The sequence below is a fragment of the Fodinibius salipaludis genome (assembly GCF_002287075.1).
Taxonomy (GTDB): Bacteria; Bacteroidota; Rhodothermia; order Balneolales; family Balneolaceae; genus Fodinibius; species Fodinibius salipaludis.
Window position 1 is genome coordinate 19660 of the sequence record NZ_NSKE01000014.1, and the last position, 24763, is coordinate 44422.

Below are 24763 nucleotides of genomic sequence, written 5' to 3' on the forward strand. Positions count from 1 at the left end.
TTATTTAATTTCTTTGTGAACGGTATGCTTGCGAAGAACCGGATTGTACTTTTTTAACTCCAGTCGGTCGGGAGAATTTCGCCGGTTTTTTGTAGTGTGATACCGAGACGTACCCGGTGCTTCGGTGCATTCTAAAATTACTTGTACTCTGTTTCCTTTTGCCATAATTCTTTTGTTTCTGGTTATCAGTTAGTTGTTATTTATGATGAATGGAATTCAACAACCAATAAACCTAACTGTTAACGAACTTATACGTCTTTAATGAGAGTTCCTTTTTTCCGTGCTTCTTTCAGTACGGCGTGGATGCCTTTCTTATTGATTGTGCGAAGCGTTTTGGCAGAAACTTTCAGTGTAACCCACTTATCTTCCTCGGGGATATAAAACTTCTTTTTTTGCAGATTCTGCTGAAACTTATGCTTCGTTTTATTATTTGCATTTGAGGAGCGATATCCATTCTGTGCTCCTTTTCCAGTAATATCATCTTTACGTGCCATAGTACGAATAAAACGTTATTTTACATTTCTCAGATAGACTGGAAAAATAGGCTTATTCCCCAAAAAGATCAATGTTTCTTTTAGAGATATTTTTTTTACATATTAAGCCGTTCTGGGGAGAACAAAAACAGGAACTTTAGGAAGACTTCTAACAGGGGATAAATTTGATTTACGAGCATATCTCGGCTTTTGTCAATAAACCCCATCGCTTACTTTGATTTTGCCTATTTATGCCCTATTTTCAGGCGTCTTCATCATTATTTTAAACCCCATTCATACCCACATTTATGGCGAAAAAGAAAGGATCAGATTATAAGGCGGAAAATATTCAGGTTTTAGAAGGTCTGGAGGCCGTTCGCAAACGTCCGGCGATGTATATCGGGGATACCGGTCAGCGCGGACTTCATCACCTTATTAATGAGGTTGTCGACAACTCCATCGATGAGGCCATGGAAGGCCATTGCGACGTGATGGATGTTACTATTAATGAAGATGGATCCATGACTATTACTGATAATGGGCGTGGAATTCCGGTTGATGAGCATCCCAAAATCAAATTACCTGCCGTTGAGGTTGTTTTAACAAAGCTACATGCCGGCGGCAAGTTTGATAAAAACACCTACAAAGTATCCGGTGGATTACACGGTGTTGGTGTTAGTTGTGTGAATGCGCTTTCGTCTCACTTTTATGCTGAAATTCATCGCGACGGTGAAATTTATGTAATGGAGTTCGAGCATGGGGCAACAGTTCAGCCGCTTAAGGTAAAAGGAAAGACTGACAAAACGGGTACGACAATTACATTTACCCCTGACCCGGAGATTTTCAATCAGACGACAGAATTTAAGTGGGATATTATAGCTGAGCGGATGCGTGAGTTAGCGTTTTTGAATCCTCAGATCACGATTAATCTTGAGGATAAGCGTGAGGATGATCTTTCCGAAACGTTTCACTATGAAGGTGGTGTAAAAGACTTTGTTCGATATTTGGATGAGGATCGGGAAACCATGATGCAAGAACCCATGCTGATTGAAGGGGAAGTTGATATGGTCCCGGTTGAGTTGGCTATTCAGTATAATGGTAGCTACTCACAAAATGTACATTCGTACGTTAATAATATTAACACGCGCGAAGGCGGCACACATATTTCCGGTTTTCGTCGTGCGCTTACTCGTTCGCTGAAGAAGTATGCTAAGGATAATAATCTTATTAAAAGTGATGTCAGCGTTTCAGGGAGTGATTTCCGTGAAGGAATGACGGCCGTGTTAAGTGTGAAAGTTCCAGAACCTCAATTTGAAGGACAGACTAAAACGAAGCTTGGTAACTCTGAGGTTCAAAGTGCCGTTGAGGTTATCGTTTATGAACAGATGAACGAATATCTTGAACGTAATCCCAAGGTTGCCAAGAAGATTCTCGAGAAGGTTATTCTTGCAGCTGAGGCGCGTGAGGCCGCGAAGAAAGCTCGTAAGCTTATTCAGCGCAAAAGTGCGATGAGTGGAGGCGGACTTCCGGGTAAACTGGCCGACTGTTCTATTAAAGATCCCAAACAAAGTGAGATTTACCTGGTAGAGGGGGACTCGGCCGGCGGTTCTGCCAAGATGGGTCGAAACCGAAGCTTCCAGGCGATACTTCCGCTTCGAGGTAAGATCTTGAATACCGAAAAAGCAAAGATTAACAGAATCTTGGAGAATAATGAAATTCAGGCCATGATTACGGCTTTAGGAGCTGGAGTGGGCCATTCTGAAGAAGATTTTGATCTCGAAGAGCTGCGGTATCACAAAATCATTATTATGACAGATGCCGATGTGGACGGCTCCCACATCAGGACATTGTTACTTACGTTTTTCTATCGATATATGAAGCCTCTTGTAGAAGGAGGGCATGTATATATTGCAATGCCACCGCTATATAAGATTACGGACAGTCAAGGTAATATTGACTACGCCTGGGATGAAGAAACACGTCGTAAGTTGGTAAAAGAGCACAGAAAATCCCGATATAAATTTGATGTTTCCCGTTATAAGGGACTTGGTGAGATGAATCCCGAACAGCTTTGGGAAACCACAATGGATCCCGAAACACGAACCCTGCAGCAGGTAACGGTAGATAATGCAGCAGCTGCAGATAAGTTGTTCTCCAGATTGATGGGGTCGGATGTACAACCACGACGGGAATTCATTGAGCGTAATGCAAAATACGCAACGCTTGATATTTAAATCTAAGTGTTGGGGTGCCAAAGGTGTTGATGTTCAGCTTTGAACGTTAACACTCAAGTACTTTTAAACTTAGCCGCTTTAAGGAATCTAATTTTTAACACTGTACTAAATATTATCCATGGCAAGAGATAAAATTATACCTATTGCGATAGAAGAAGAGATGCAGTCGGCCTATATCGATTACTCGATGTCGGTTATTGTATCTCGTGCCCTGCCCGATGTTCGGGATGGCTTAAAGCCAGTTCACCGACGTATTTTATATGGGATGAGTGAGTTGGGCATGCTTCACAACAGAAATTATAAAAAGAGTGCTCGTATTGTAGGTGAGGTGCTTGGTAAGTATCACCCGCATGGTGACTCGGCCGTTTACGATTCTATTGTTCGGATGGTCCAGGATTTCTCATTGCGCTATCCATTAGTGGACGGGCAGGGGAACTTCGGTTCTATTGACGGGGACTCTGCAGCGGCTATGCGTTATACGGAAGTTCGTATGGAACGTATCGCCGAAGAAATGCTTACGGATATCAACAAAGAAACCGTTGATTTTAATGATAACTTTGATGATACCCTGCAAGAGCCTACGGTCCTCCCGGGCATGTTGCCAAATATGCTGCTAAACGGAGCTTCGGGTATTGCGGTGGGGATGGCCACGAATATGGCACCTCACAACTTGACGGAAACCATTGACGGTATTGTTGCCTATTTGGAAAATCCCGACATCGAATGCAAGGAGCTTATGGAACATATTCCGGCTCCGGATTTCCCTACAGGTGGCATTATATACGGTTATGAAGGAGTAAAGGAAGCCTATGAAACCGGTCGTGGTAAAATCACCCTTCGTGCTCGTTGCACAACAGAAGAGCTTCGCCACGGACGTGAACAAATTGTTATTACTGAGATTCCTTACCAGGTCAATAAAACCACCTTGGTTCAGAAGATTGCCAAGCTGGCACAAAACGAAAAGATCGATGAAATTTCTGAGATCCGTGATGAATCGGATCGTGACGGAATGCGCATTGTGGTGATACTTAAAAGAAATGCCAATACTGGTATTGTGCTCAATCAGCTGTATAAGTATACACAGATGCAGACGACCTTTGGGGTTATTAGCCTGGCTCTTGTAAAAGGGCGTCCAAAGGTGATGCCACTGAAAGAGCTTATCTATCATTATGTAGAGCATCGTATTGAAGTTATTATTCGACGTACGCTTTATGATCTGGATCAGGCGGAATCACGAGCGCATATACTTGAAGGTCTTAAGATTGCGCTGGATGATCTGGACGAGGTGATTAAAACTATTCGAGCCTCCGACAGTCCACAGGAAGCAAACGAAGCACTACGCTCTCAATTTGCGCTTACCGATCTGCAGGCGAAAGCTATTTTGGATATGCGTTTGCAAAAGCTTACCGGACTCGAGCGCGATAAGATTGAGCTTGAATACAACGATATTGCAGAGAAAATTGCGGACTTTCGTGAGATTCTCTCCAACCGTGATCGTCAGAAGGCCATTATCAAAGATGAGCTTCTTGAGATCAAGGATCGATACGGTGATGAACGCCGTACACAAATCGTGCATTCTGCCGATGACTTCAGCGTTGAAGATATGATTGCTGATGAAGATGTAGTTGTGACTATTTCCAACAAAGGTTTCATCAAGCGTATGCCGGTCAGCGGATATCGCCGACAGAAACGTGGTGGAAAGGGAATGAAAGGAACGACTACTAAAGATGACGAATATGTAGAGCATCTTTTTGTAGCTACCAACCACAATTACATCCTGTTCTTTACAGAGAAAGGGCAATGTTACTGGTTAAAAGTGTATGAGATTCCCGAGGGTTCGAGAACTGCTCGCGGTCGTGCTATTGTAAATCTTATCGATATTGATAAGGATGATTCCATTAAAACATTTGTTCCGGTGAAGACCTTGGACGATGAGGAATACATCAACAACAATTACATTATCATGGCTACGAAAGAGGGCAAGGTTAAGAAAACCACCCTCGAAGCGTATAGTCGTCCGCGCCGAGACGGAATTATTGCCATTAATATAAATGACGATGATTCATTACTTGAAGCTGCTCTTACGAATGGTGAAAGCAATATTATTCTTGCCAACAAAAAAGGACGAGCTATTCGATTCCACGAAGATGAAGTCCGGGATATGGGCCGAAATACTTCCGGGGTTAAAGGAATGGATTTGGGGAAAGATAATGAACTCGTTGATATGGTCGTTATCAAAAATACGCACGGAGCTACCGTTCTGGCTTTATCAGAAAATGGCTATGGCAAGCGTTCGCTGGTAGAAGATTATCGCGAGCAGAGCCGTGGTGGAAAAGGAGTGATCACGCTTAAAGTCACGAAAAAGACTGGTGATCTTATCGCGCTTAAAGATGTCTCGGATAAGGATGACCTGATGGTTATTACCGAAGGTGGTAAAGTAATCCGGATGAGTTGTGATGGTATTCGGACCATGGGCAGAAATACCCAAGGGGTCCGTGTTATGCGTCTCGACACGGAAGGAAAAATTGCTGCCGTAACCCGAGTCGTTAACGAAGAGGAAGACGAAACGGTGTAGCAACTAACCTCTCTTTATAAACTTTTAAATTGAACCCTGTCAGAGTGAGAATTCTGACAGGGTTTTTATTTTAATCTAACTCTTTAATTCCTGCCAAACTTTCTTTTAGAACATTTGCCGATTTAGAAAGCCCTTCTATTTCTTCGTCGGTAATATCTGGGGTAATCCGATCTTTAACCCCATCAAGGCCGATAACACTTTGGAGGCTCATGCATACATCGGTGATTCCGTATTCGTTATCCCAATACACGCTAACTGGAATCACACTTTTTTCGTCTTCTAAAATACCCTCAACGATACGCGCGATAACGACGCCAATGGCCGTATTGGTAAATCCTTTGCGTTCAATAATTTCGTAGGCGGCATTCTTAGCTTTTTGGAAGAGTGTGTCGAGCGCCTCTCTGTTATAAGGTTTGTCCATAATGGTATTATGTTCAATAGGTTTACCTCCTATATTGGCTTGACTCCAGATGGGTACTTCCGAGTCGCCATGTTCTCCAAGGATATAAGCATGTACCGATCGGGGATCAACGCCATAGTATTCGCCAAGGAGGGCACGGAAGCGGGCTGTATCCAAAAGAGTTCCGGTCCCGATAATACGATGCGGTTCCCGGGTGCTTAGTTTTTGAGAAACATAGGTGAGGATATCAACAGGGTTGGTAGCAATAATAAGAATTGCATTGGGAGCATGTTTGTCCAGCTTTGAAATGATATCCTTGAATACCGATGCATTTCTATTAAGGAGTTCAAGACGCGATTCATCTGGTGACTTTTGTCCTACTCCGGCAGTAATAATAATGACTTGGGTATGTTTAAGATCTTCATAACTACCGGAACGTACCTTCACGTTTCCAACCAAAAGCTGACCATGCATTAGATCCATGGCCTCACCTTCAGCTTTTTCTTTGTTTTGATCGACCAAGATGATTTCACTTGCAATCCGCTGATTAAAGAGGGCATAGGCAGCGGCCACTCCTACATTTCCGGTTCCTATAATTCCCACTGTTCTTCGTTGTATCATATTATTTTATTTACAATATTCATTATATAATTTAATTATCTATCATTTCTTTTAATAATTTCTGCCTTTTTTCTAACAAAGAATCTGGAGAAATCAATTTTACATCTTTTGGAAATTGAAGTAACCATTTATTGATGAAGTCCAAGTTATCAAAATGAAACTCTATCCTAAAAAAATTAGGTTTAATTTTGTTTTTCTTAATTATTTTCGTCGGCAGATTGGCCTGAAATCGCTTTAAAGCCTTTTCATATACATCTACTATTATTTTTTCCGAACTCTCGTCAGAACGAAAAATAAGACTCTCTACGTCGATTTTGCCATATGGGACGAATTCTTTATCTAAAATTTTGATATCCGACATGCGATCGAGCACAAAATTTCGGGTATCGTCTCTTTTGTGGGAGTGGCCAATTACATTCCAGTGGTCGCGATAAAAAACGATTATATAGGGGTCGACTTTTCGACTACTAATTTCTTCTGTTGATTTCGCACGGTAATTAAACCGGATGGTTTTGTTTTCGGCAATAGCATTACTGATAACATACCAATCGCCGCCTTCCATTTTTTCAGCTCCAAAATTCAGATAGGGGTCAACCACGGTTCGCTCTTCCAGCGATTCCATAAAATCGCGTAATTCATCCGGAACCACTTCTTTTATTTTTAGCTCCACGCCCTTGGCATCTTCAATAAGTTTTTGATCTACTTGTGATTTGACAAAATTTAATCCCACCATAATAGTAGCTAATTCCTTATTGGTGAACATCAGTGGTGGAATTTTGTATCCCTGCATAATACCGTAGCCATGGTATTTATCGTGGGTCACTGGCACGTTCATTTCCGAAAGGGCATTAAAATCCCGAAAAACCGTTCTCCTGCTCACGTTAAATTTTTCAGCGATTTTATCTACAGTAATACGACTGTTGGATTGTTGAAGCATGAGGATGAGCTTCATTCTGCGTTCGGAACTGTTCATTGATTGTTGGGATAGATTTGTTTGCAGTGGATGAATGTCCCAATATAAGTGAAACCGCAGAGTTTCTCAGCGAATAAAAGAAGGGAGATGTTAAGGTTTATCTATGATGATAATCGCTTTACCGTTATAGAAATCAGAACCATTGGAGAGATCAAAACAGGTGATGTTGAGCGCTTCCGAAAATCTCTGGAGTTCATTTTCAAACTCTAATCCTTTGTAAAGGACCATCTTTTTCCAGGGTAGATGCCCGGTCATTTTAATAAGACCTTCAATTTTAAAGGCGTGCTTTGAGATAAGAATACATTCTTCCTCATGGTGCAAGTCCTCAATAGATCCATCTATAATCCCAATATTTTCGAGATCAATTTGTTGTGCGATTTGCTTCATCGCCAGACACTTTTTGGTAACTAAATCATTGAGCACGAAATGTTTATTGGGATGTGCAATGGCCAGAGGAATGCCTGGAAGACCACCACCGGTTCCGGCATCTATGAAGAGTTTATTTTTTTGAAAGTCTTCTAATTCTGAAAGTATCAAAGAGTGTCGGATGTGCTCCCAAATAGTTTCACGTGGAACGTCTCGGCTTACAAGATTTACGCGTTTATTCCACCAGAGTAATTTATCTAAGTATAGGTTGTGCTTATCCTGGAAATTATCGATAAGCCCATCAACTTGAGCAAACGTTTCACGTGGAACAGTTTTTCTGATAATGTTATGTTGTTCCACGTGAAACTATTTGGGTTTAGGGGCTTGTTATAGGAATACAATCAGTTAGTTGTTCAGATATACCATCAGAACGGATATATCACTGGGCGTTACTCCGCTTATTCTGCTGGCTTGACCGAGTGTTTCGGGTTTGATGCGCTCCATCTTTTGTTGTCCTTCAGATGAAAGACTGCTAATTTTGTCGTAATTGAGTTCATCAGGAATGAGGGTGTCTTCCTGCTTTTTCATTTCCTCAACCATCTCGAATTCTTTTTCGATGTATCCGGCGTATTTAATCTGAATTTCAACTTGCTCGTAAACAAGTTCATCAGTAGTGATCTCTTGAGCCTTTTCTTTGAGTTCCGGATCGGCATTCATCAAATTAAAGATGGAAAGCTCGGGACGAGGAATAAGCGTTTTTGCTTTTACCGGTTGGGATAGGGTAGAGGTATCTTGCTCTTTGAGCATAGGGTCCATTTTTTCTGGATAGACCGTATAGTCTGCAAAAAGATCATGGATCTTATCAATGGCTTCTTTCTTTGTCTTGAATTTTTCAAAGCGATCATCAGAAGCCAGTCCAATTTTGTGACCCAGTTCGGTAAGACGTAGATCAGCATTGTCTTGGCGAAGCAAAATGCGATGCTCGGCTCGAGAGGTAAACATCCTATAAGGTTCTTCGGTGCCTTTGGTTATAAGATCATCAATAAGAACACCGATATATGCTTCCGATCTTTTAAGGATAAATTCTTCTTTGCCTTGAACTTTTCGGGCCGCATTAATACCGGCCATAAGTCCTTGGCAGCCAGCCTCTTCGTATCCGGTGGTGCCGTTAATTTGTCCGGCAAAAAAGAGTCCTTCTGTAATTTTGGTCTCCATACTTCTCCGAATTTGATACGGAGGGAAGTAATCATATTCTATAGCATAGCCCGGACGAAGCATCACCGCATCCTCAAAGCCGGGAATAGTGCGCAATGCTTTGTACTGCACATCTTCGGGAAGTGAGGTGGAAAATCCATTAAGGTACATCTCGTAGGTATTCCATCCTTCGGGCTCAAGAAATAGCTGGTGACTATCTTTATCAGAAAAGCGGTTAATTTTATCTTCAATAGATGGACAGTACCGTGGCCCGGTGGAGTCAATAGTGCCATTAAACATGGGGCTTCGATCAAATCCGGAGCGGAGCATGTCATGCACTTCCTCATTGGTATTGCCAATCCAGCAGGTAAGTTGTTCTTCTCTGGATGGAAGGGATTCGGTCATAAAGGAAAAGGCATTGGGATCTTCATCTCCGTACTGAATTTCAAGCTTATCATAATTGATAGAACGTCCGTCGATGCGGGGAGGCGTTCCGGTTTTAAGACGTCCAACTTCAAAGCCTAAATCTTCAAGAGCCGCAGAAATTCCAATGGAAGCACGTTCGCCTGAGCGACCACCTCCAAAATTGGTTTCGCCAATATGCATCAACCCATTGCCGAAGGTTCCGGTGGTAAGGATAACAGCATCCGCTTCAAAGACTTGTCCGGTTGAGGTTTTTACACCGGTGGCTCTTTTACCATCATCTGTAGTTAAAACATCTACTACATTATCCTGGCGGAAGTGAAGATTCTCTTTTTTTTCAAGTTCTTCACGCATAGTTTTGCTGTAAAGAGCACGATCACTTTGGCAGCGCGGACTCCACATTGCGGGACCTTTGCTGGTATTAAGAATGCGAAATTGAACGCCGGATTTATCAGCGACTTTACCCATAAGTCCGCCCAGTGCATCAATCTCACGGACTAACTGCCCTTTAGCAACACCTCCAATGGCCGGATTGCAAGACATTTTTGCAATGGCATCAAGGTTCATAGTTATAAGTAATGTATTGGCACCAATTTCTGCAGCAGCACCTGCGGCTTCACTGCCTGCGTGACCGGCTCCAACTACAATGACGTCGTACTTTGGGAAAAGAGAATCCATAATGTTCTAAGTGTATGTTTATATTACACTTATATGTTTAAATTTTGTGGAAATGATTACTGTTGTCTCAATCCTTTGCCGTAACAGCGATAATCTTGAGAGTCTCCAAAAATAAGGGTTTTTAAGCAAAATATTTAACCTTCCATGGAAGAGTTAATATTCTGTTAGTTTATCGTATTGGTAGAATTTCCATTCAATAAAATAACGAAGAAAAGATGTCAAAAATTACAAAAGCAGTAATTCCGGCTGCGGGAAAAGGAACCCGAATGCGTCCGCTGACCAATTATATATCAAAGCCGATGTTACCACTGGGCAAAAGACCGGTGCTGGAGCATATCATCGAAGAACTGAAAGAAGCAGGAATACAAGAGATTGCGGTAGTTGCCAAAAGCAATGATAAAAAGATGATGAGTTATTTCGAGGACGACGCCTCCGTACAGTTTATTTTAGATGATTCTTTTTCAGGTCCGGGTGGTGCAATCTTAAAAACCGAATCTTTTGTAAAAAACGATGATTTTGTAGTGGTGTTTTCTGATGCCCCGCTAAAAGGGGCGAGAAGAGCGACATATTTAAAAGATCTTATATCTCTAAAAGAGGGAGGTATTATGGGAGCATTGGCAATCTATCCTATACGAAAAGAAGAGGTGTCGTCAAGAGGAGTAGTTAAATTTAATATTGATAAATACAGAAACAATGGAAGAGTCCGATTGACAGATATTATAGAGAAGCCGTCGGCAATTCCTGATCACCCATGGGCAACGGCGTGCCGATATGTATTAGACAATAAAGTTTTTGAAATTCTTAAAGAAGCAAAGCTTGATAATAGTAGTGAACTACAGCTTACTCCTGCTATTCGTAAGATGATTAAAAGTGGAGATTTGGTGCTGGGATATCCGTTGGCCGATGGGTTAACACGTCATGATACGGGCAATTTTGGGGGATACTTTAAAGCATTAAGGGCGTTTATACAATCTCAATAAAATGATTTATAACAGCTCTTCTTTAACTAACCACTCATAGCAGTCTTTTACAGATTTTTTGACAGGCGGAATGCTATACCCTAATTCCTTTTTGGCTTTATCACTTGAATAGACAACATTTCGGGTCATTAGCTTTGCAAGTTCCGGAGTGAGATCGGGTTTATTTTCGGTGAGATAGGAAATACCAGCTTGAAAGTAAGCGACTATTTTTAAAATGGACGCGGGAATTATTTTGGGTTCTGCAGAAATATTAGATACTTCAGTAATAATAGAGACAAATTCTGCAAAGGTACATTTTCGGCCTCCCAAAATATATCGTTCTCCATCGTTCCCTTGATCAACAGCGGAAATATGAGCTTTTGCAACCTCTTCAACATGAGCCACGCTCATATTACCGTGTGTAACGCCGGGCAGATCATCATCCCGCAAAGCAAAAAACAGGCGTCCCCAATTGTTGGCATCATGTGGACCAACAACCATCGCCGGATTCATGATTACGACTTTAGTATCGTGATTGCGAGCTTTTAATGCTTCGCGTTCGGAAAGCCATTTGGTACGTTCATAGTTAACCCACGATTCCCCGCCTTGTTGTGGACTCTCTTCGGTAACCTTACCATCCATGGCTCCCCAGGCCGAAACGCTTGATGTGTGGATGAAGGTTTCAACATTCTTTTGTGATGAAACCCGAACCATATTTTTAGTGCCGGTCACATTAACCTCGGTTTGACGAGCATTGTTTTGAGACCACATGTTCGTATCACCGGCCAGGTGAAAAACTACCTCTATATCGCTTGACATCACCTCTTGCAGGGAAGTCAGATCAGTAATAGATCCTTCAGCTAAATTTACCGGGAGCTGTTTTAGGGTTGACAAATCAGATGTGGATCGATGCAGTGCAGTAACATCCCAACCTTGCTCAACAAGTTGTTTGACCAAGTTGATACCAATAAAACCGGTTCCGCCTGTAACAAACGCATTCTTTGTCATAAGGGTGATGAGGAATATAGCATGTTAAGATTCAAGCAGTTTGTGAAATATTTAGAAAATGGCTCAGATGCAGGGAAACCTAAAATAAAAAGCCCTAAACTGGGGTAAGAGTTTAGGGCTAATATGAAATAGATAGCAACTTTATTGATCCTTATGCCAATCTAAAAACGTAACAATAGCCTTCCAGACAGATTCCATTTTTGTTTCAGCCTCAGATTCAAAAGTGGTATCATCATCAACTACAACCATACAGGCCTTATCTTTGATAAGTACGGAATATCCCAGATCATCTTCGATCTTGATAACAACCGGCATGAGCCATTTCCAGGCCTGGTGAAACTTCATATCTTCGAGTTGAAGAAAAGCCAGTGGTATGTCTTTAACATCATCTTGGTCTATTGTAATGGTTGATCCCATCAGATCTTCGATCAGGCGGTTGCCCTTGTTAATTTCTTCTTGGGTCATAATAGTATTTTTGTTTCTTGAATATTTACTGCTCTAAAATACAGAAAATTGAAAAGGGTACAACGTTAATTAAAAAGATCAGGATTTAAGTTAGCTGGTAAAGCCACAGCTACTTCCCTGTCTGGATGTTTTATTAAATGAGATCGTAAATTTAGTGCCTTGCTTTGTAGAGTCGACCTGGTGATTTGCTTCAAGCTGCTTCAAAAGTGTATCAATAAGTTGAAAGCCAAGGGAGCCATTCTGAGAAATTGACGTGAAATGATCAGGTAGTCCTTTCCCATTATCAGAAATAATTAGGGTAAGCTTTTTTCCTTTATTTCTGGATAAACATATAGAAATAAAACCCGATTCGTTAGCAGGAAACGCATGCTGTAAGGCATTCGTAACAACTTCATTAATGATTAGGCATGCAGGAACCCCTTGGTTAATATTAATAGTAATGGGGGATAGGTTGAGATCAAAATCCACCGTTTGAAGCTGATCATATATCTCACGTAAATTTTTAATCATTTGTTGTATACATTTATCAAAGCGTAATTGAGCAAGGCTATTTGATTGATATAACAACTCATGGATAGATCCAATTGCTTGGATACGGGTAATACAGGAAACCAGTTTTTCTTTTAGGTTGGAATCAGACTCCTCATAAACCTGAAGCTGCATTAGTCCCGTGACAATAGCTAAATTGTTTTTCACCCGGTGGTGGACTTCAGATAGAAGAACTTGTTTTTCTACCAAGGAGTGTTCGAGTTTTGCCTGCGTTTCTTTTTGTCCAGTAATTTCTGTGGCGCTTACAATAAGAAGTTTTTTCTCCTCATTTTGTAGAATGTGGCCATTAATAAGTAAGGTAATAGGAGTCCCGGATTTATCGAAAATATTCCATTCCTCATTTGGTAGGGGCTTTCCTTTCATCATTTGTTGAAAAACATGGTTGCCTATTTCTAAATTTTCTTCACTAAGCAACTCGGTAAAATGTTGACCAACAATCTCTTTTTTAGGATAACCGAAGATATTAACAAAGGCACTATTAACGCTATCGAGAATACCATCTTCGGTAATGACAAGGATGGCGACATCGATTGTTTCTAAAATAGAATCAGTATACTGGCGGCTTTGCTTCAGTTCTCTGTCTTTAAGGTAGAGCAAGACGTATAAACCCGTTGATGCAATGGTAACGAAGATGAGGCCTTTAAAGATACGTATATCAATAAAACTGAAGGTATTGTTACTGATATTTGCAATAAGAAAATCAGATCCTATAATCCAACCATATCCAAATAGCAGAAGTATTACGGCAATTGCCTTGCTGCTTAGCAAGACTCTATAAAAGCGCATAATTAATAGTCTTTTATATTTTACATAAGAACATAATAGTTTATCGGTCAGAAAATTGAATTATTAATCTAATTTTGTGTTTTGATTTCTCAAATATGAGCCACTTTAAAAGTGATATAGGATTCAGTTCCATTAATGTTATACTTTTATGAAATTATAAATCTGAAAGGTTGTTTATCGGATTACACTTTTTTAGTAACTATTGTAAAAGTCAGTCGTCACATAATTGAGCAGGTGTTGAAGAGTCCGATTCTGCGTTGATACATGTTTGTGCTAAATGGAAGAATCGAAGGAAAAAGAATTTAAACTAATACAGGATATTCTGGACGGGCAACAAGATCGTTACAGGATACTTGTTGACAGGTATGCATCAATGGTATTTAGCATCGTTGGCAAATTTGCGAATAGACAAGCTGAGAGGGAAGAGTTGGCTCAACAGATTTTTGTTAAAGCTTATGAGCGACTGGATTCTTTCAAAAAACAATCAAAGTTCTCTTCTTGGCTTTATACGTTGGCAAGAAATCATTGTTTGGATTACGCCAAGAATATTAGACGATTAAATAAGGAGTTTGGGGAAATGGAATCCGAAGAGCTTGTAGCCAACATGAAAGTAGAAGATCTACCGGATGATGATATTGAGAAAGAGGAAGAAAAGGCAATATTGAATAAGGCTTTGTCTGTAATAACGCCTATTCATGCGGAAGCTTTTTTGATGAAGTATCGTGATAACATGACATATAAAGCTATGGCAAAGCGATTGGATGCAAATGAAGGAGCGCTGAAAGTGCGCGTACACAGAGCGCGTAAAGAGTTGAAAGATTATATCAACCAATATAATTAGGACATCGTGGGTATGAATAAGGAAGAAATACTGCAAAAATATCTGGATGGCGAACTATCCGGTGAAGAGGAGCGGGAAGCCCTCCATATGATAGCTGACGATCCGGAAATGCGGGAGATGCTATCTTTTGAAAGGTCAGTGCGGAGCACTATTAATGAGACGAATGTATATGACCAGCCGGAAGTACCTGATGGTTTTACAGATCAGGTGATGTATAGTATTGAACAAGCTGAACAGCCAGAGCCAAATATCTCAGTAATAGAGGAAATTAAAAGTTGGATACAAAGTTTGTGGAGGCCAAAAGAGATCCGGCTTAGGCCGGTGTATGGTGTTATGGCAACAATGATTTTAATGATAGTAATATTAACACCATTTTATTTTGATACCTCTCAAGAGGTACCGCAGCGAAATAACACGCAAGAAACAATACAACAAGTTACCCATAGCAAGGATCAGGTGTGGGTACGCTTTGTTTATATAGATGAAAATGCGCAATCAATCGAACTTGCCGGTGATTTTAACGGCTGGGAGCCTGTTCCGCTTGACAAACAGGAAGTGAATGGAGAACAGGTTTGGACTGGATTGGTTTCCATGAGTAGAGGGGAGCACCGGTATATGTTTGTGAAGGATGGAGAGAAATGGGTGACCGATCCAATGGCTCCCATGCAGCGTGAAGACGGTTTTGGGAATAAAAATGCAGTTATCTACTTATGAGAATAGGTCTCATTATTGTGATATTATTAACTTCTATATCAGCTGAAATGTTAGCTCAGGATTGGCAGACAGTATTCTCTGTTGATTCCCGGATAGGATATTCAACAAATACCTATCTTAATCCCTATTATGGAGAGTGGGGGCAAGCTGAAAATACGTCTTTTGGAGTGTTCTCGGGAGTTGGTCAAAGCACTTGGTTTGGGGACCAAGATATGGTCCAATTAACGGGGGTTGGTATTCTGGAACCCTTCTTTTCTGGGTTAGATACATGGAAAGGTGGCTTGGCTCTGGCAAGATATCAGCATCAATTTAGTCGTTCGGTAAGTGGAGGAATAGAAATGGGAGGTAGTTATTTTAGTTCCACTTTTAGTCGGAGCATGGTTTGGGTTCAACCCACATTTTCGTGGTCACCTACGCCCTTTAGCCAGTTAAAAATAAAAGCGGGTTCAAACTTTCGTTCTTATCGAGATTATATGGTTGACAGCGTGGAGACCTCGATTTATGATCGATCTGATTTATATGCTCTTGAGTATGAAACGTGGCCCAGCTTTAACTGGCAATTATCTACAGGCTTGTATGGAAATTTCGATTCTTTCCCAGATATACAGGAGGGATTTAGCTCATTTGTAGCTGCGAGCCGGATTTTTAATAAAGGTTCAAAAATCAGATTTAAAGTTGGTCTTGAACAGTATCAAAATGAACAGACGGTAACTACCGGTGGTGGAGGTGGCGGCTTTCCTCCTGTTGGGGGCAGCCCCTCTGGGACGACAGAAACTATAAAAGAAACCAATCGAATATTTCGGTTAGGAATTGAAGGTAGTGTCCCCATTAGCCAACGGTTGACGGCTTTTGTGAGTGCAGAGGGGTTACGTTATAACACTACAGCGACTGATCAGAATATTAATGATGTAAAGATTTCCGGTGGAATTAGATTATCCCTGCAACCTGAATCAAGAAAGGAAAAAAGAAAAATATCACCGGAATGGAATAGCGGAAAAGAAATACAACAGGTAGAGATTTCTTATTCGGGGGATGGACGTATTTATTTGGTAGGTGATTTTAATAACTGGTCGCGTCCAGGCAAACCACTCGTAAATGTGAAGAAGAATCGGTACAGGGCCGAACTGGAGCTGGATGCTGGTTCTTATGAATATAAAGTGTTAAAAATTGAGGATGGAGAAGAAAGCTGGATCGAGTTTTCCAGCGATACGTATACCGTCGAAGATGGATTTGGCGGAAGTAATGCATTGCTATTAGTTCAATAAATTTAAAATGAAACGAATATGATGAAGGTTTTTAATCTACATATAAAGGTAATTGCGCTTTTGGTCTTTGCCTGTGCTTGTTTGGGTATTCCTGATAATGCCCTTGGTCAAACGGAAGCACTTGATAAACTGGTAGAGCGGGCAGATAATGCAGGAATAGAACGATCTGTAATTGAAGATTTGAAGGCAAGAAAGGAAGCAAGGGGTTTAAGTAATCAACAACTGGAAAACATGATTGAGCCGGCTGTACAGCTTGCTGAAGATAACTTGCCGGCAAATCATGTGTTGCAAAAAGCACTCGAAGGATTATCAAAAGGAGTGCCCGATGCGCGAATTGTTCCTTATATAAATAGAATGAGCAGTGCCACTCGACAGGCAGCAGAGGTAGTTGATCCGTGGATGGAAAAGCCGGAAGTGCGACAAATAATGGACCGGCAAAATGAGTTATCACCGGGAGAAAGTATGCGTAATAGGCTTGTGGAGTCCTCATCTCGGGCCATAACACAAAATGTTTCGCCAGAAAATATTAGCCAGCTTCTGGCGGATGTGGGCGAAAAATCAGTACTTTCAAAAACTACAGGAGCTGACATTGTTTCTGCAATGGATATTGTTTCTGACCTACCCATGCAGGATCATCCCGAACTTACGCGGTCATTTATTACCCGGGCGTTAAAAGGTGGATTTAGGGCGGGGGAATTTCAGAAACTGCCCATGGCTTTAAATATGGCACAGAAACGGAGTCAAATTCCTGCATCAAATATTATTCAAGGGGTTGGAAATCAGTTGCAGAAAGGAGTTCCGGCGCAAGATATTTTACAAAATTTGTTTGATGGAAATATCGGAGGTGGCCCGCCGGGCGATATCCCCAAAGGAATGGAAAATAATCGTGGGAAGGGGAATAGAGGTAACAATTCAGGTAATGGATAAATAGCTTCCTAAAAGCTTTTTAAAGGTTTCTCGGTCATTTGGATTCCGTGCTGAGGCTGTTTTATCAAGAGAAATAGTAAACCTATCCCAAAAAAGTTAGTAACCTTTCAAAATTCCGGTCGTCATACCCCCTTATTTAATATTAATAAATCTACAGGGTGGTAAGTATGACTACACAGAAACTACTACAAATACCATTTGTATTGTTAATAGTTACTTCCATTGTATTTGCGGGTTGTGATAGCGGAATCAATGCTGATGGCGATACTGGAACAATGGAGGTATTAATGCATGATGCCCCCGCCAATTATGATGAGGTAAATGTATTTGTCGAACGAGTTGAGGTTAATAATAGTGAAAGTGACGAAGGTTGGATAGAACTTAATAGTCCCCAGCAATCATATGACCTTCTTGAGCTTACCAATGGAGCTACCGAAGTTCTCGGTTCAGCAGAATTACCCGTCGGAACGTACGAGCAAGTTCGTCTTATTCTTAGCAGTGAAAATCACAGCGTGGTCGTTGATGGAAAAGAACACAGTATGTTTGTACCAAGCGGGGAACAAACAGGTATCAAGCTAAATGTAAATGCTGAAATAGAACCTGACTTTACCTATACCATGCTGCTCGATTTTGATGCAGCGCGCTCGGTTGTGGTAAGAGGAAATCAGCAAGCGGGAGAAAGCTATTTGTTGAAACCGGTAATAAAAGCAACAAATGAAGCTGTGACCGGAAATATTGCAGGAGCTGTTGAGCCTGTTGATTCTGATCCATTTGTATATGCTATAGCCGGAGGAGATACCCTTTCTTCCACTAAAGCTGATACGTCGAATGGCAAATTTAAGCTTATTGGGTTGGAAGAAGGCTCATATACTGTTTCAGTTGATCCTACCAATGATTCTTATGCAACAGAGAATGTAGATGATGTTGAAGTAAGTGTAGGAGAAACCACGGAACTGGAAACAATTACTGTTCCTGAGAATTAATCGGGAATTGTTGTATATATAAAGCAAGTCCGTCGAGGAGATAGTATCTGCTCGGCGGTTTTGCTTTAAAACTCCAAATATTAGAATTAAGCAGTTAGTATTGACTTAATGTTAAAACTTTCTAATGTTGCAATAACATTATCATAAATTGAAAAGTTATGGTTGGTTACGGGGAAGTATTACAAACAATCGGGGCGATGGTGATTTTTTCGCTGATATTACTTAGCGCCACCAGCATGATTCAGCGGAATACCTACATGCAGATAGAAGGAGAATTGGAGCAGGAAGTTGTTGCTTTGGCACAAGATATCATTGAAGAGGGCCGGACGAAAGAATTTGACGAAGTTTCCGTCGATGCGGCGGCACCACCTGCAGATATACCGGGTGATTTTGCAACCCTTTCTACTTTGGGACCAGAAACCAGTGGTACTCAAAATGATGATCTAAATGGAGATGGAGAGGTGAGTCGCCATGAGTTTGATGATTTTGACGACTATCATGATTGGGATGATGTGATAGAAACGGAGCATGGAGAGTTTAATATCCGTGCAGAGGTATTTTATGTGGATGAGACAAATTACGACTCAACGAATACACAAACGACGTTTAAGAAATTACGAGTCTATATAACCAGTAAATACTTGAATGGGCAAAATTCGGGTGATCTAACGTTATATAGTTTGGAATTTGTAAGAAATTACTACGCTGATTAGCGGAGGATAGTATTATGAATTTAGGTTTAATGACAAGCTATATTATCGGGGGAATCCTTTTAATAGGAATTCTTGCGATGAATATGTCCTTGTCCAATAGTTCAACAGAGTTAACGCTTACACAAACGACTCGTGAGAAGGCAAAGGGGGTACAGGAGTTCATAACGCATGATATCCAAAAGATGGGATATAATCGGGAAGGTAAAACCAATCCTATTTTGGTAGAAGCAGATAGTTACAAGATTATATTTCGCAGTAACATCGATAACAGTACTGATAACTCGGTTGAATTGATAACCTGGGAATTTACAAGTACGTTAGTTGGCAACGGAAATCCTAATGCATATGTGTTAAAAAGAACAGTTAGGGATGCCGATACCAAGAATATAATAAGTGAAACCCCTATACGATTGGGAGTAACGAATTTTAATATTAAGTATCTGGACGAATATGGTGAACCGGTTAGTAACCATATGTCAACACCGGTTGTAGGTTCTGATTTATTAGATGATATACGACAGCTATATATTACTCTGGAATTACAAAGTGCCGCAAAAGTATATCAAAATTCAGGCGGAGATGGGCGATTTGTACGTACTATTTGGGAAAAGCGTTTTTCCCCGCCGAATTTAGAAGAGATTAAATAATAATTAAGAGGTGTTATTATGGGACGAGCAATGTTAATAATATGTGCCGGCATGTTGGTTGCGCTCGGCATTGTAGCAATGGGAACGTCAAGTCAGGGCAAACTGATGACGGAAAAAACAGTTGAGTATGCCCAAAAAACACAGGCACTGAATGCGGCACATACCGCTATTCAAATTGTGACGCAGGAGATCAATAAAAAAGGCATCGAAAACATGGATCAGCAGTATGTTGATGATAGAAACAGCAGCAATTCGTGGACTCCTTCGACAGTTAATAGTGCTGATATTGTGCTATCAATAGAGTTTTTAAATAGTGATTGGGATACGAATCCTTATTTCGAAGAAGATAAGTTGCGAGTAATTTCTAAAGCAACGATTGATAATAAGTATGAGGCTAATGTGAAAAGTGTATACGTAGTAGCCCCATTTAGTAATCTGGTGCCCGACTTTGCTGGGGCACTTCAGTTGCCTACCGGCTATGGTTCCTTATCCGTGGATGGTAATGCACATGATATTAATGGTACAGACCCTGATTGTAGTGAATCGAGGCCACCAATTGCAGTAAATAATTCGCAAACAAAAGATGGGTTGCAAAGCCATGACTTGAATCTGGATGGTGATATTGCAGTGGATAATCAGTTAGATTATGAACCTACCGATGAACTCATTGCGCGACTTGAAAATTCGGAAAATGCAACTACAGTCACCTCTGATTATAGTGAAAACTTGGGAACCGCTGAAAAACCCGGAGTCTTTTTCATTGATGGACAGGTAAGTTTGACAGGTCAGCAAAGTGAAGGATATGGGATTATGGTTATTAAAGATAGCGCCCATATGGATTATGAGGATCAAGATGGAAATACCGTTAGCATCAGGGGTAATTTTGAATTTAACGGCTTGGTAATATTTGAGAATGCTCAGCTTTTCGATGGAAGTGGGACCCCTACGATAAATGGTTCCGTATTGGTGGGTGATACCGATCCTGAAGATACTAATGAAATAGAGGTAGATTTAAGCGGTAATATTTCAATAAATTACACGTGTGCCGGAGAAAAATATGCCAAGATGGGAGCTGCTAATACCGTAAAGCAGAATAAATATACTCGTGTGGTTTCATCCGAAGAGACAAGCCTTGTGAAAAATTAGGGTCGTCTTCTTAGTAAACGCTACTACATAATATGGGTGCTGCCAATGCCTTTAAGATCAGCCTTTTGGAAAGATAGTTTAAACTTAGTCCCTTCTTTTATAGGTTCATATGAGTAATCGGCACTAAGTTGTTGGGAAAGAGTATTGATGAGCTGCAGGCCCAACGTTTTATTGTCCATAACTTTATTAAAATCAGGGGGCAATCCTTTGCCATTATCCTTGACAGATAGCATTATTGCATCGTCATCTTCTTTGGCCGAAACGGTAATCTTACCTTTCTGGGTATCATCCTCAAAAGCATGTTTTAATATGTTGGTAATCACCTCGTTTACGATAAGTGAAGAGGGAATAGCTTGATTGATATTTAGAGTTATAGAATCAACCTCAAAGTGCACATCCAGCTCAAAATCAGTTTGGAATGTATCTGAAATATTTTTCACTAATTTTCTCAGGTTATCACCGAAATCAAGATTTGAAAAACTTTCGGACTGATACAAAAGTTCATGAATAGAACCCATCGTTTGAATGCGTGCGACACTGTCGAATAGCTTTTCTCTGAATTGTCTGTTTTCTTCATCAAATGCCTGTAGTTGCATCATTCCGGCAACAACGGCCAGGTTATTTTTCACCCGATGATGAATTTCGAGTAGTAGTGTTTCTTTTTCTTTGAGTGATTCCCGAAGTTGTTTTTCATCCTTCTTACGTTCAGTAATGTCTCTACCCACGCAAACCCAATAAAGAGAATTTTCAGGACCCTCGACAGGCGTCATAGAGACTCGAATCCAGAATTCCTCTCCATTTTTTTTGTAGTTGATAAATTCAGCATCACAGGATTCCCATCTATCCATATGTTCTCCCAGCTTTTGACGTTCTTTTAGATCCGTTTTTGGACCATTTAGCATATGCAATGTTTTGCCTTCGGCTTCATTTTTGGAGTAGCCGGTCATCTCAGAAAAAGCATCATTAACATAAAGTATTTTACGGCCGGGAGGATTGCTGGATTGTCCTTCAATAATAGCAACCGACTCTTTGGTGCTGGCAATGGCAGATTCAAAAAGCTGTAGCCATTTGCGTTCTTCACGTTGCCGGGTAATGTCCTGCATAGCACCGATTATACGGGTGGCATTGCCGTCGTCATCAGTGACTACAAAAGCGCGATCATAAATGTATTTATAAGAGCCATCTGCGGCCTCAAACCGATACTCTAACTGCAGGCGATCAGTATTGTTATGTATGGCTTTATCAAGTTTATCAAGGATATCCTGTCGGTCATCGGGATGTAACTTATTACGCCACCACTCAGCAATATCTTGAACTCCAATTTTCTCATACCCAAACATGCTGTAGATATTCTGGTTGTATTCTATAGTATCGCTTTCCAAATCGAGATCCCAAATGGTATCGCTTGTAGCTTTTGATACAATTTCGTAGCGTTCAACGCTTTTGCGGAGTTCTTGCTGATGTTCAATTTGATCAGTAACATCTTTTTGTATACCAATAAAACCGTCGCAATGCCCATTATTATCAAAAATGGGATCAAGGGTTAAATCAAACCAATACTTGTCGCCACTTTTTGAGTAATTGAGTACAATCTCTTGGAGAGCCTTTTGCTTTTTAAAAGCTTCTGATATGCGCTTCATCTTTTGCGGATTATTATCTGGACCCCTGACAATATTTCCAGGAGACTTACCAATTACTTCATCAAACTGATAGCCAAGCATTTCCTCAAAAGCACTATTAACCCAGGTGAGTCGTTCATTGGGATCGGTCATGAAAATCACATCAGTGGTTTTGGATGCTACCAAGGCAAGCTCTTCAAGTTTTTCTTCATACTCTTTACGCTCGGTAATATCTTGCAGCGATCCTATCATACGAATGGCATCACCGTTTTCGTCACGAATAATAAAGCCCCGTTCAAAAACGGTGGCATAGGAGCCATCCTGTTTTTTGAAACGGTATTCCTGCTCCCATTTTGACTTGGAAGAATGGAGTATGTCACTTAAACTTTTTTTTGCGTCCGGGAGATCTTCGGGGTGTACATTTTGAGCCCAGTAATCAATGGAATAGGTGCCTTCTTCAATATCATAGATAAACTTGTCATGATAACTGTCATCCCAGTAGAGAATATCTTCTTTTAGATCCCAGTCGTAGACAACATCGTCAGTGGCCTTGGTTACATATTCATACAGTTCCAGGTTTTCGCGCATTTTTTTCTCTCGTTCAATGCGTTCTGTAACATCGCGCGAGTTTGCTACAAATCCATTTACAGCTGGATTGTCGAGCATATTTGTTACAATACTTTCAATCCATCGCCATTTCCCAGCTGAATTTTTGAATTGAAAAGGGGCAAGTTCTACTCTTTTTTGCTGCTCTAGGCTTTCCAGAGCGTTTGCAACTCGCTGTTGATCATTTTCATGAATATAATCGAGAACATTTGTCCCAATGAACTCCTCAGGTGGTATTCCAAGTATAGCATTTGAGGTAGGGGCCACATATTTATAGTTGCCTTCAGGATCAAGTATAGCAATTAAGTCTGATCCTTCTTGTACTAATGACCGGAACCGCTTTTCGCTTAGTGCAAGTTTCTTTTCTGTTTCAAGACGGTCGGTAATATCATTGGCCACAACCATTTTGGCTTTTTGGCCGTTAAAGGTAACATGGGTGCTACGGATGTTTACCTGGATTTTTGTACCATCCTTTTTTTGATGGGTATGTATGCCGCTTTCATGGATTCCCTCGGCTGATAATGAATTTTCCAGCGTATGTTCCAAATGGGGTATTTCATTTTTTGGACGAATATCCTTAATTGTCATAGAGAGAAATTCTTCCCTGCTATATCCATAATGGTCAATGGCATTCTGATTTACATCAATATATTGCAGCGTTTGTATATCATATATCCACTTGGGAAGGGGGCTCAAATCAAAAAGCTCTCGATACTGTCTTTCTGATTGACGAAGAGAGTGATTAATACGATTACGTTCAATGCTATATGAAATACTTTTTGAAAGTATAAATGGGGTGAGCTCATCTTTGAGCAGGTAGTCGGCAACACCTAAACCCAGCGTTTTAATGCCAAAATCCTTGTTTTTATACCCAGTTAGAACAATTACAGGAATGTCACCGGATAATTTTACAATATCGTTTACTAATGATTCTCCGCTGGCATCGGGCAACGTCAAGTCCAGTAATATAATATCGAATAAATCAGATCCTTCAAGAATATCTTTGGCTTCAGAAAATGTTGAAACGTGTGTAATTTCCAGATGTACAGCCTCTTCATGTACATACTCTTGGATGAGGACAAAATCACCGTGATTATCCTCGATGACTAATATATTAATTTCTTTAAGCAACGTACTCATAATGTAATAACGCTAATTCAATTTAGTAGGCAGCTGAACGATGGAAATCCAGAAATACTCAATGGCTGAAATAGCCCGTATAAAGTTGTCAACCTCAACCGGCTTGGTAATGTAGCAATTAACATGGTTTTTGTAGGATTTGTTGATATCAACTTCATCAGAAGAAGTAGTAAGCATAATGACGGGAATATGCTTAAGCTTTTGGGTGCTCTTGATATGCTTAAGAACTTCGTGACCATTAATTTTCGGAAGGTTTATATCCAACAGTACCAAGTCGGGCGTTGTTGCATTGCCAAATCCTTCAGTCTCATTTTGGTCAAGATATTGGATTGCTTGCCATCCATCTCTGACGATTGATAAAGAGTTGGTGATTTTCCCCTCCTCGAGAGCCTCGGTAGTTAATACTATGTCTCCCTCGTTGTCTTCAACCAATAAAATATGTATAGGATCCATAAAAG

General features: G+C 40.6%; 22 protein-coding genes. 11 read left to right on the forward strand and 11 right to left on the reverse strand.

Annotated features, from left to right (window positions below; genetic code table 11):
* A complete protein-coding gene (gene rpmG, locus CK503_RS15265) occupies positions 1-165 on the reverse strand; it encodes a 50S ribosomal protein L33 (protein WP_095607703.1) in 165 nt (54 codons plus the stop codon).
* Positions 166-248: 83 nt separating this feature from the next.
* Positions 249-494 carry a 50S ribosomal protein L28 gene (gene rpmB / locus CK503_RS15270; RefSeq protein ID WP_095607704.1) on the reverse strand — a complete coding sequence of 82 codons (246 nt, stop codon included), beginning with the start codon at positions 492-494 and terminating at the stop codon, positions 249-251.
* A gap of 287 nt (positions 495-781) precedes the next feature.
* On the opposite strand from rpmB, the gene gyrB reads away from it, so the two are divergent.
* Together gyrB and gyrA are read left to right on the forward strand one after the other, a co-directional pair.
* Positions 782-2707 carry a DNA topoisomerase (ATP-hydrolyzing) subunit B gene (gene gyrB, locus CK503_RS15275; protein ID WP_095607705.1) on the forward strand — a complete coding sequence of 642 codons (1926 nt, stop codon included), beginning with the start codon at positions 782-784 and terminating at the stop codon, positions 2705-2707.
* Positions 2708-2825: 118 nt separating this feature from the next.
* Complete coding sequence (gyrA, locus tag CK503_RS15280; RefSeq protein ID WP_095607706.1) at positions 2826-5282, forward strand: DNA gyrase subunit A; 2457 nt, start codon at positions 2826-2828, stop codon at positions 5280-5282.
* Positions 5283-5352: 70 nt separating this feature from the next.
* Here the strand turns inward: gyrA and CK503_RS15285 are convergent, their stop codons facing one another.
* The 4 genes from CK503_RS15285 to mnmG form a co-directional block, all read right to left on the reverse strand.
* Entirely contained in the window at positions 5353-6303 is a 951-nt protein-coding gene (locus tag CK503_RS15285; RefSeq protein WP_095607707.1) for an L-lactate dehydrogenase, read from the reverse strand.
* A 31-nt stretch (positions 6304-6334) separates the two neighbouring features.
* Complete coding sequence (locus tag CK503_RS15290; RefSeq protein WP_095607708.1) at positions 6335-7276, reverse strand: helix-turn-helix transcriptional regulator; 942 nt, start codon at positions 7274-7276, stop codon at positions 6335-6337.
* A 90-nt stretch (positions 7277-7366) separates the two neighbouring features.
* Positions 7367-8002, reverse strand: a complete 636-nt coding sequence (locus tag CK503_RS15295; RefSeq protein ID WP_095607709.1) for a 16S rRNA (guanine(527)-N(7))-methyltransferase RsmG — start codon at positions 8000-8002, stop codon at positions 7367-7369.
* A gap of 45 nt (positions 8003-8047) precedes the next feature.
* Positions 8048-9937, reverse strand: coding sequence for a tRNA uridine-5-carboxymethylaminomethyl(34) synthesis enzyme MnmG (mnmG, locus tag CK503_RS15300; RefSeq protein ID WP_095607710.1), 1890 nt, complete (start codon positions 9935-9937; stop codon positions 8048-8050).
* Positions 9938-10152: 215 nt separating this feature from the next.
* On the opposite strand from mnmG, the gene CK503_RS15305 reads away from it, so the two are divergent.
* Complete coding sequence (locus CK503_RS15305) at positions 10153-10917, forward strand: sugar phosphate nucleotidyltransferase (protein ID WP_095607711.1); 765 nt, start codon at positions 10153-10155, stop codon at positions 10915-10917.
* 6 nt (positions 10918-10923) lie between these two features.
* Here the strand turns inward: CK503_RS15305 and CK503_RS15310 are convergent, their stop codons facing one another.
* From CK503_RS15310 to CK503_RS15320, 3 genes are all read right to left on the reverse strand, one after another.
* On the reverse strand, positions 10924-11904 hold the full coding sequence (locus CK503_RS15310; RefSeq protein ID WP_095607712.1) for an NAD-dependent epimerase/dehydratase family protein: 981 nt from the start codon (positions 11902-11904) through the stop codon (positions 10924-10926).
* A 141-nt stretch (positions 11905-12045) separates the two neighbouring features.
* Entirely contained in the window at positions 12046-12369 is a 324-nt protein-coding gene (locus CK503_RS15315) for a hypothetical protein (RefSeq protein WP_095607713.1), read from the reverse strand.
* A gap of 90 nt (positions 12370-12459) precedes the next feature.
* Entirely contained in the window at positions 12460-13704 is a 1245-nt protein-coding gene (locus tag CK503_RS15320) for a sensor histidine kinase (RefSeq protein WP_095607714.1), read from the reverse strand.
* 277 nt (positions 13705-13981) lie between these two features.
* Here CK503_RS15320 and CK503_RS15325 point away from each other — a divergent pair, with 277 nt between their 5' ends.
* The 8 genes from CK503_RS15325 (at position 13982) to CK503_RS15360 (ending at position 20940) form a co-directional block, all read left to right on the forward strand.
* Positions 13982-14545, forward strand: a complete 564-nt coding sequence (locus CK503_RS15325) for an RNA polymerase sigma factor (RefSeq protein ID WP_095607715.1) — start codon at positions 13982-13984, stop codon at positions 14543-14545.
* Between the two features lie 12 nt (positions 14546-14557).
* Entirely contained in the window at positions 14558-15259 is a 702-nt protein-coding gene (locus CK503_RS15330) for an isoamylase early set domain-containing protein (RefSeq protein WP_095607716.1), read from the forward strand.
* Positions 15256-16524, forward strand: a complete 1269-nt coding sequence (locus tag CK503_RS15335; protein ID WP_095607717.1) for a glycogen-binding domain-containing protein — start codon at positions 15256-15258, stop codon at positions 16522-16524. The genes CK503_RS15330 and CK503_RS15335 overlap by 4 nt, the downstream gene beginning before the upstream one ends.
* 18 nt (positions 16525-16542) lie before the next feature.
* A complete protein-coding gene (locus CK503_RS15340) occupies positions 16543-17451 on the forward strand; it encodes a hypothetical protein (RefSeq protein WP_141239955.1) in 909 nt (302 codons plus the stop codon).
* Positions 17452-17618: 167 nt separating this feature from the next.
* Positions 17619-18434, forward strand: coding sequence for a DUF4382 domain-containing protein (locus CK503_RS15345; protein ID WP_095607719.1), 816 nt, complete (start codon positions 17619-17621; stop codon positions 18432-18434).
* Between the two features lie 158 nt (positions 18435-18592).
* Entirely contained in the window at positions 18593-19147 is a 555-nt protein-coding gene (locus tag CK503_RS15350) for a type IV pilus modification PilV family protein (protein ID WP_095607720.1), read from the forward strand.
* Positions 19148-19161: 14 nt separating this feature from the next.
* Positions 19162-19794, forward strand: a complete 633-nt coding sequence (locus tag CK503_RS15355; protein ID WP_095607721.1) for a hypothetical protein — start codon at positions 19162-19164, stop codon at positions 19792-19794.
* 18 nt (positions 19795-19812) lie between these two features.
* Positions 19813-20940, forward strand: a complete 1128-nt coding sequence (locus tag CK503_RS15360) for a hypothetical protein (RefSeq protein ID WP_141239956.1) — start codon at positions 19813-19815, stop codon at positions 20938-20940.
* Between the two features lie 23 nt (positions 20941-20963).
* Here CK503_RS15360 and CK503_RS15365 read toward each other — a convergent pair whose 3' ends face one another.
* Together CK503_RS15365 and CK503_RS15370 are read right to left on the reverse strand one after the other, a co-directional pair.
* The gene (locus CK503_RS15365) at positions 20964-24305 is read right to left on the reverse strand and encodes a PAS domain S-box protein (RefSeq protein ID WP_095607723.1); all 3342 of its coding nucleotides are present in this window, start codon (positions 24303-24305) and stop codon (positions 20964-20966) included.
* A gap of 12 nt (positions 24306-24317) precedes the next feature.
* Positions 24318-24758 carry a response regulator gene (locus CK503_RS15370; RefSeq protein ID WP_095607724.1) on the reverse strand — a complete coding sequence of 147 codons (441 nt, stop codon included), beginning with the start codon at positions 24756-24758 and terminating at the stop codon, positions 24318-24320.
* Between the last annotated feature and the right edge of the window lie 5 nt (positions 24759-24763).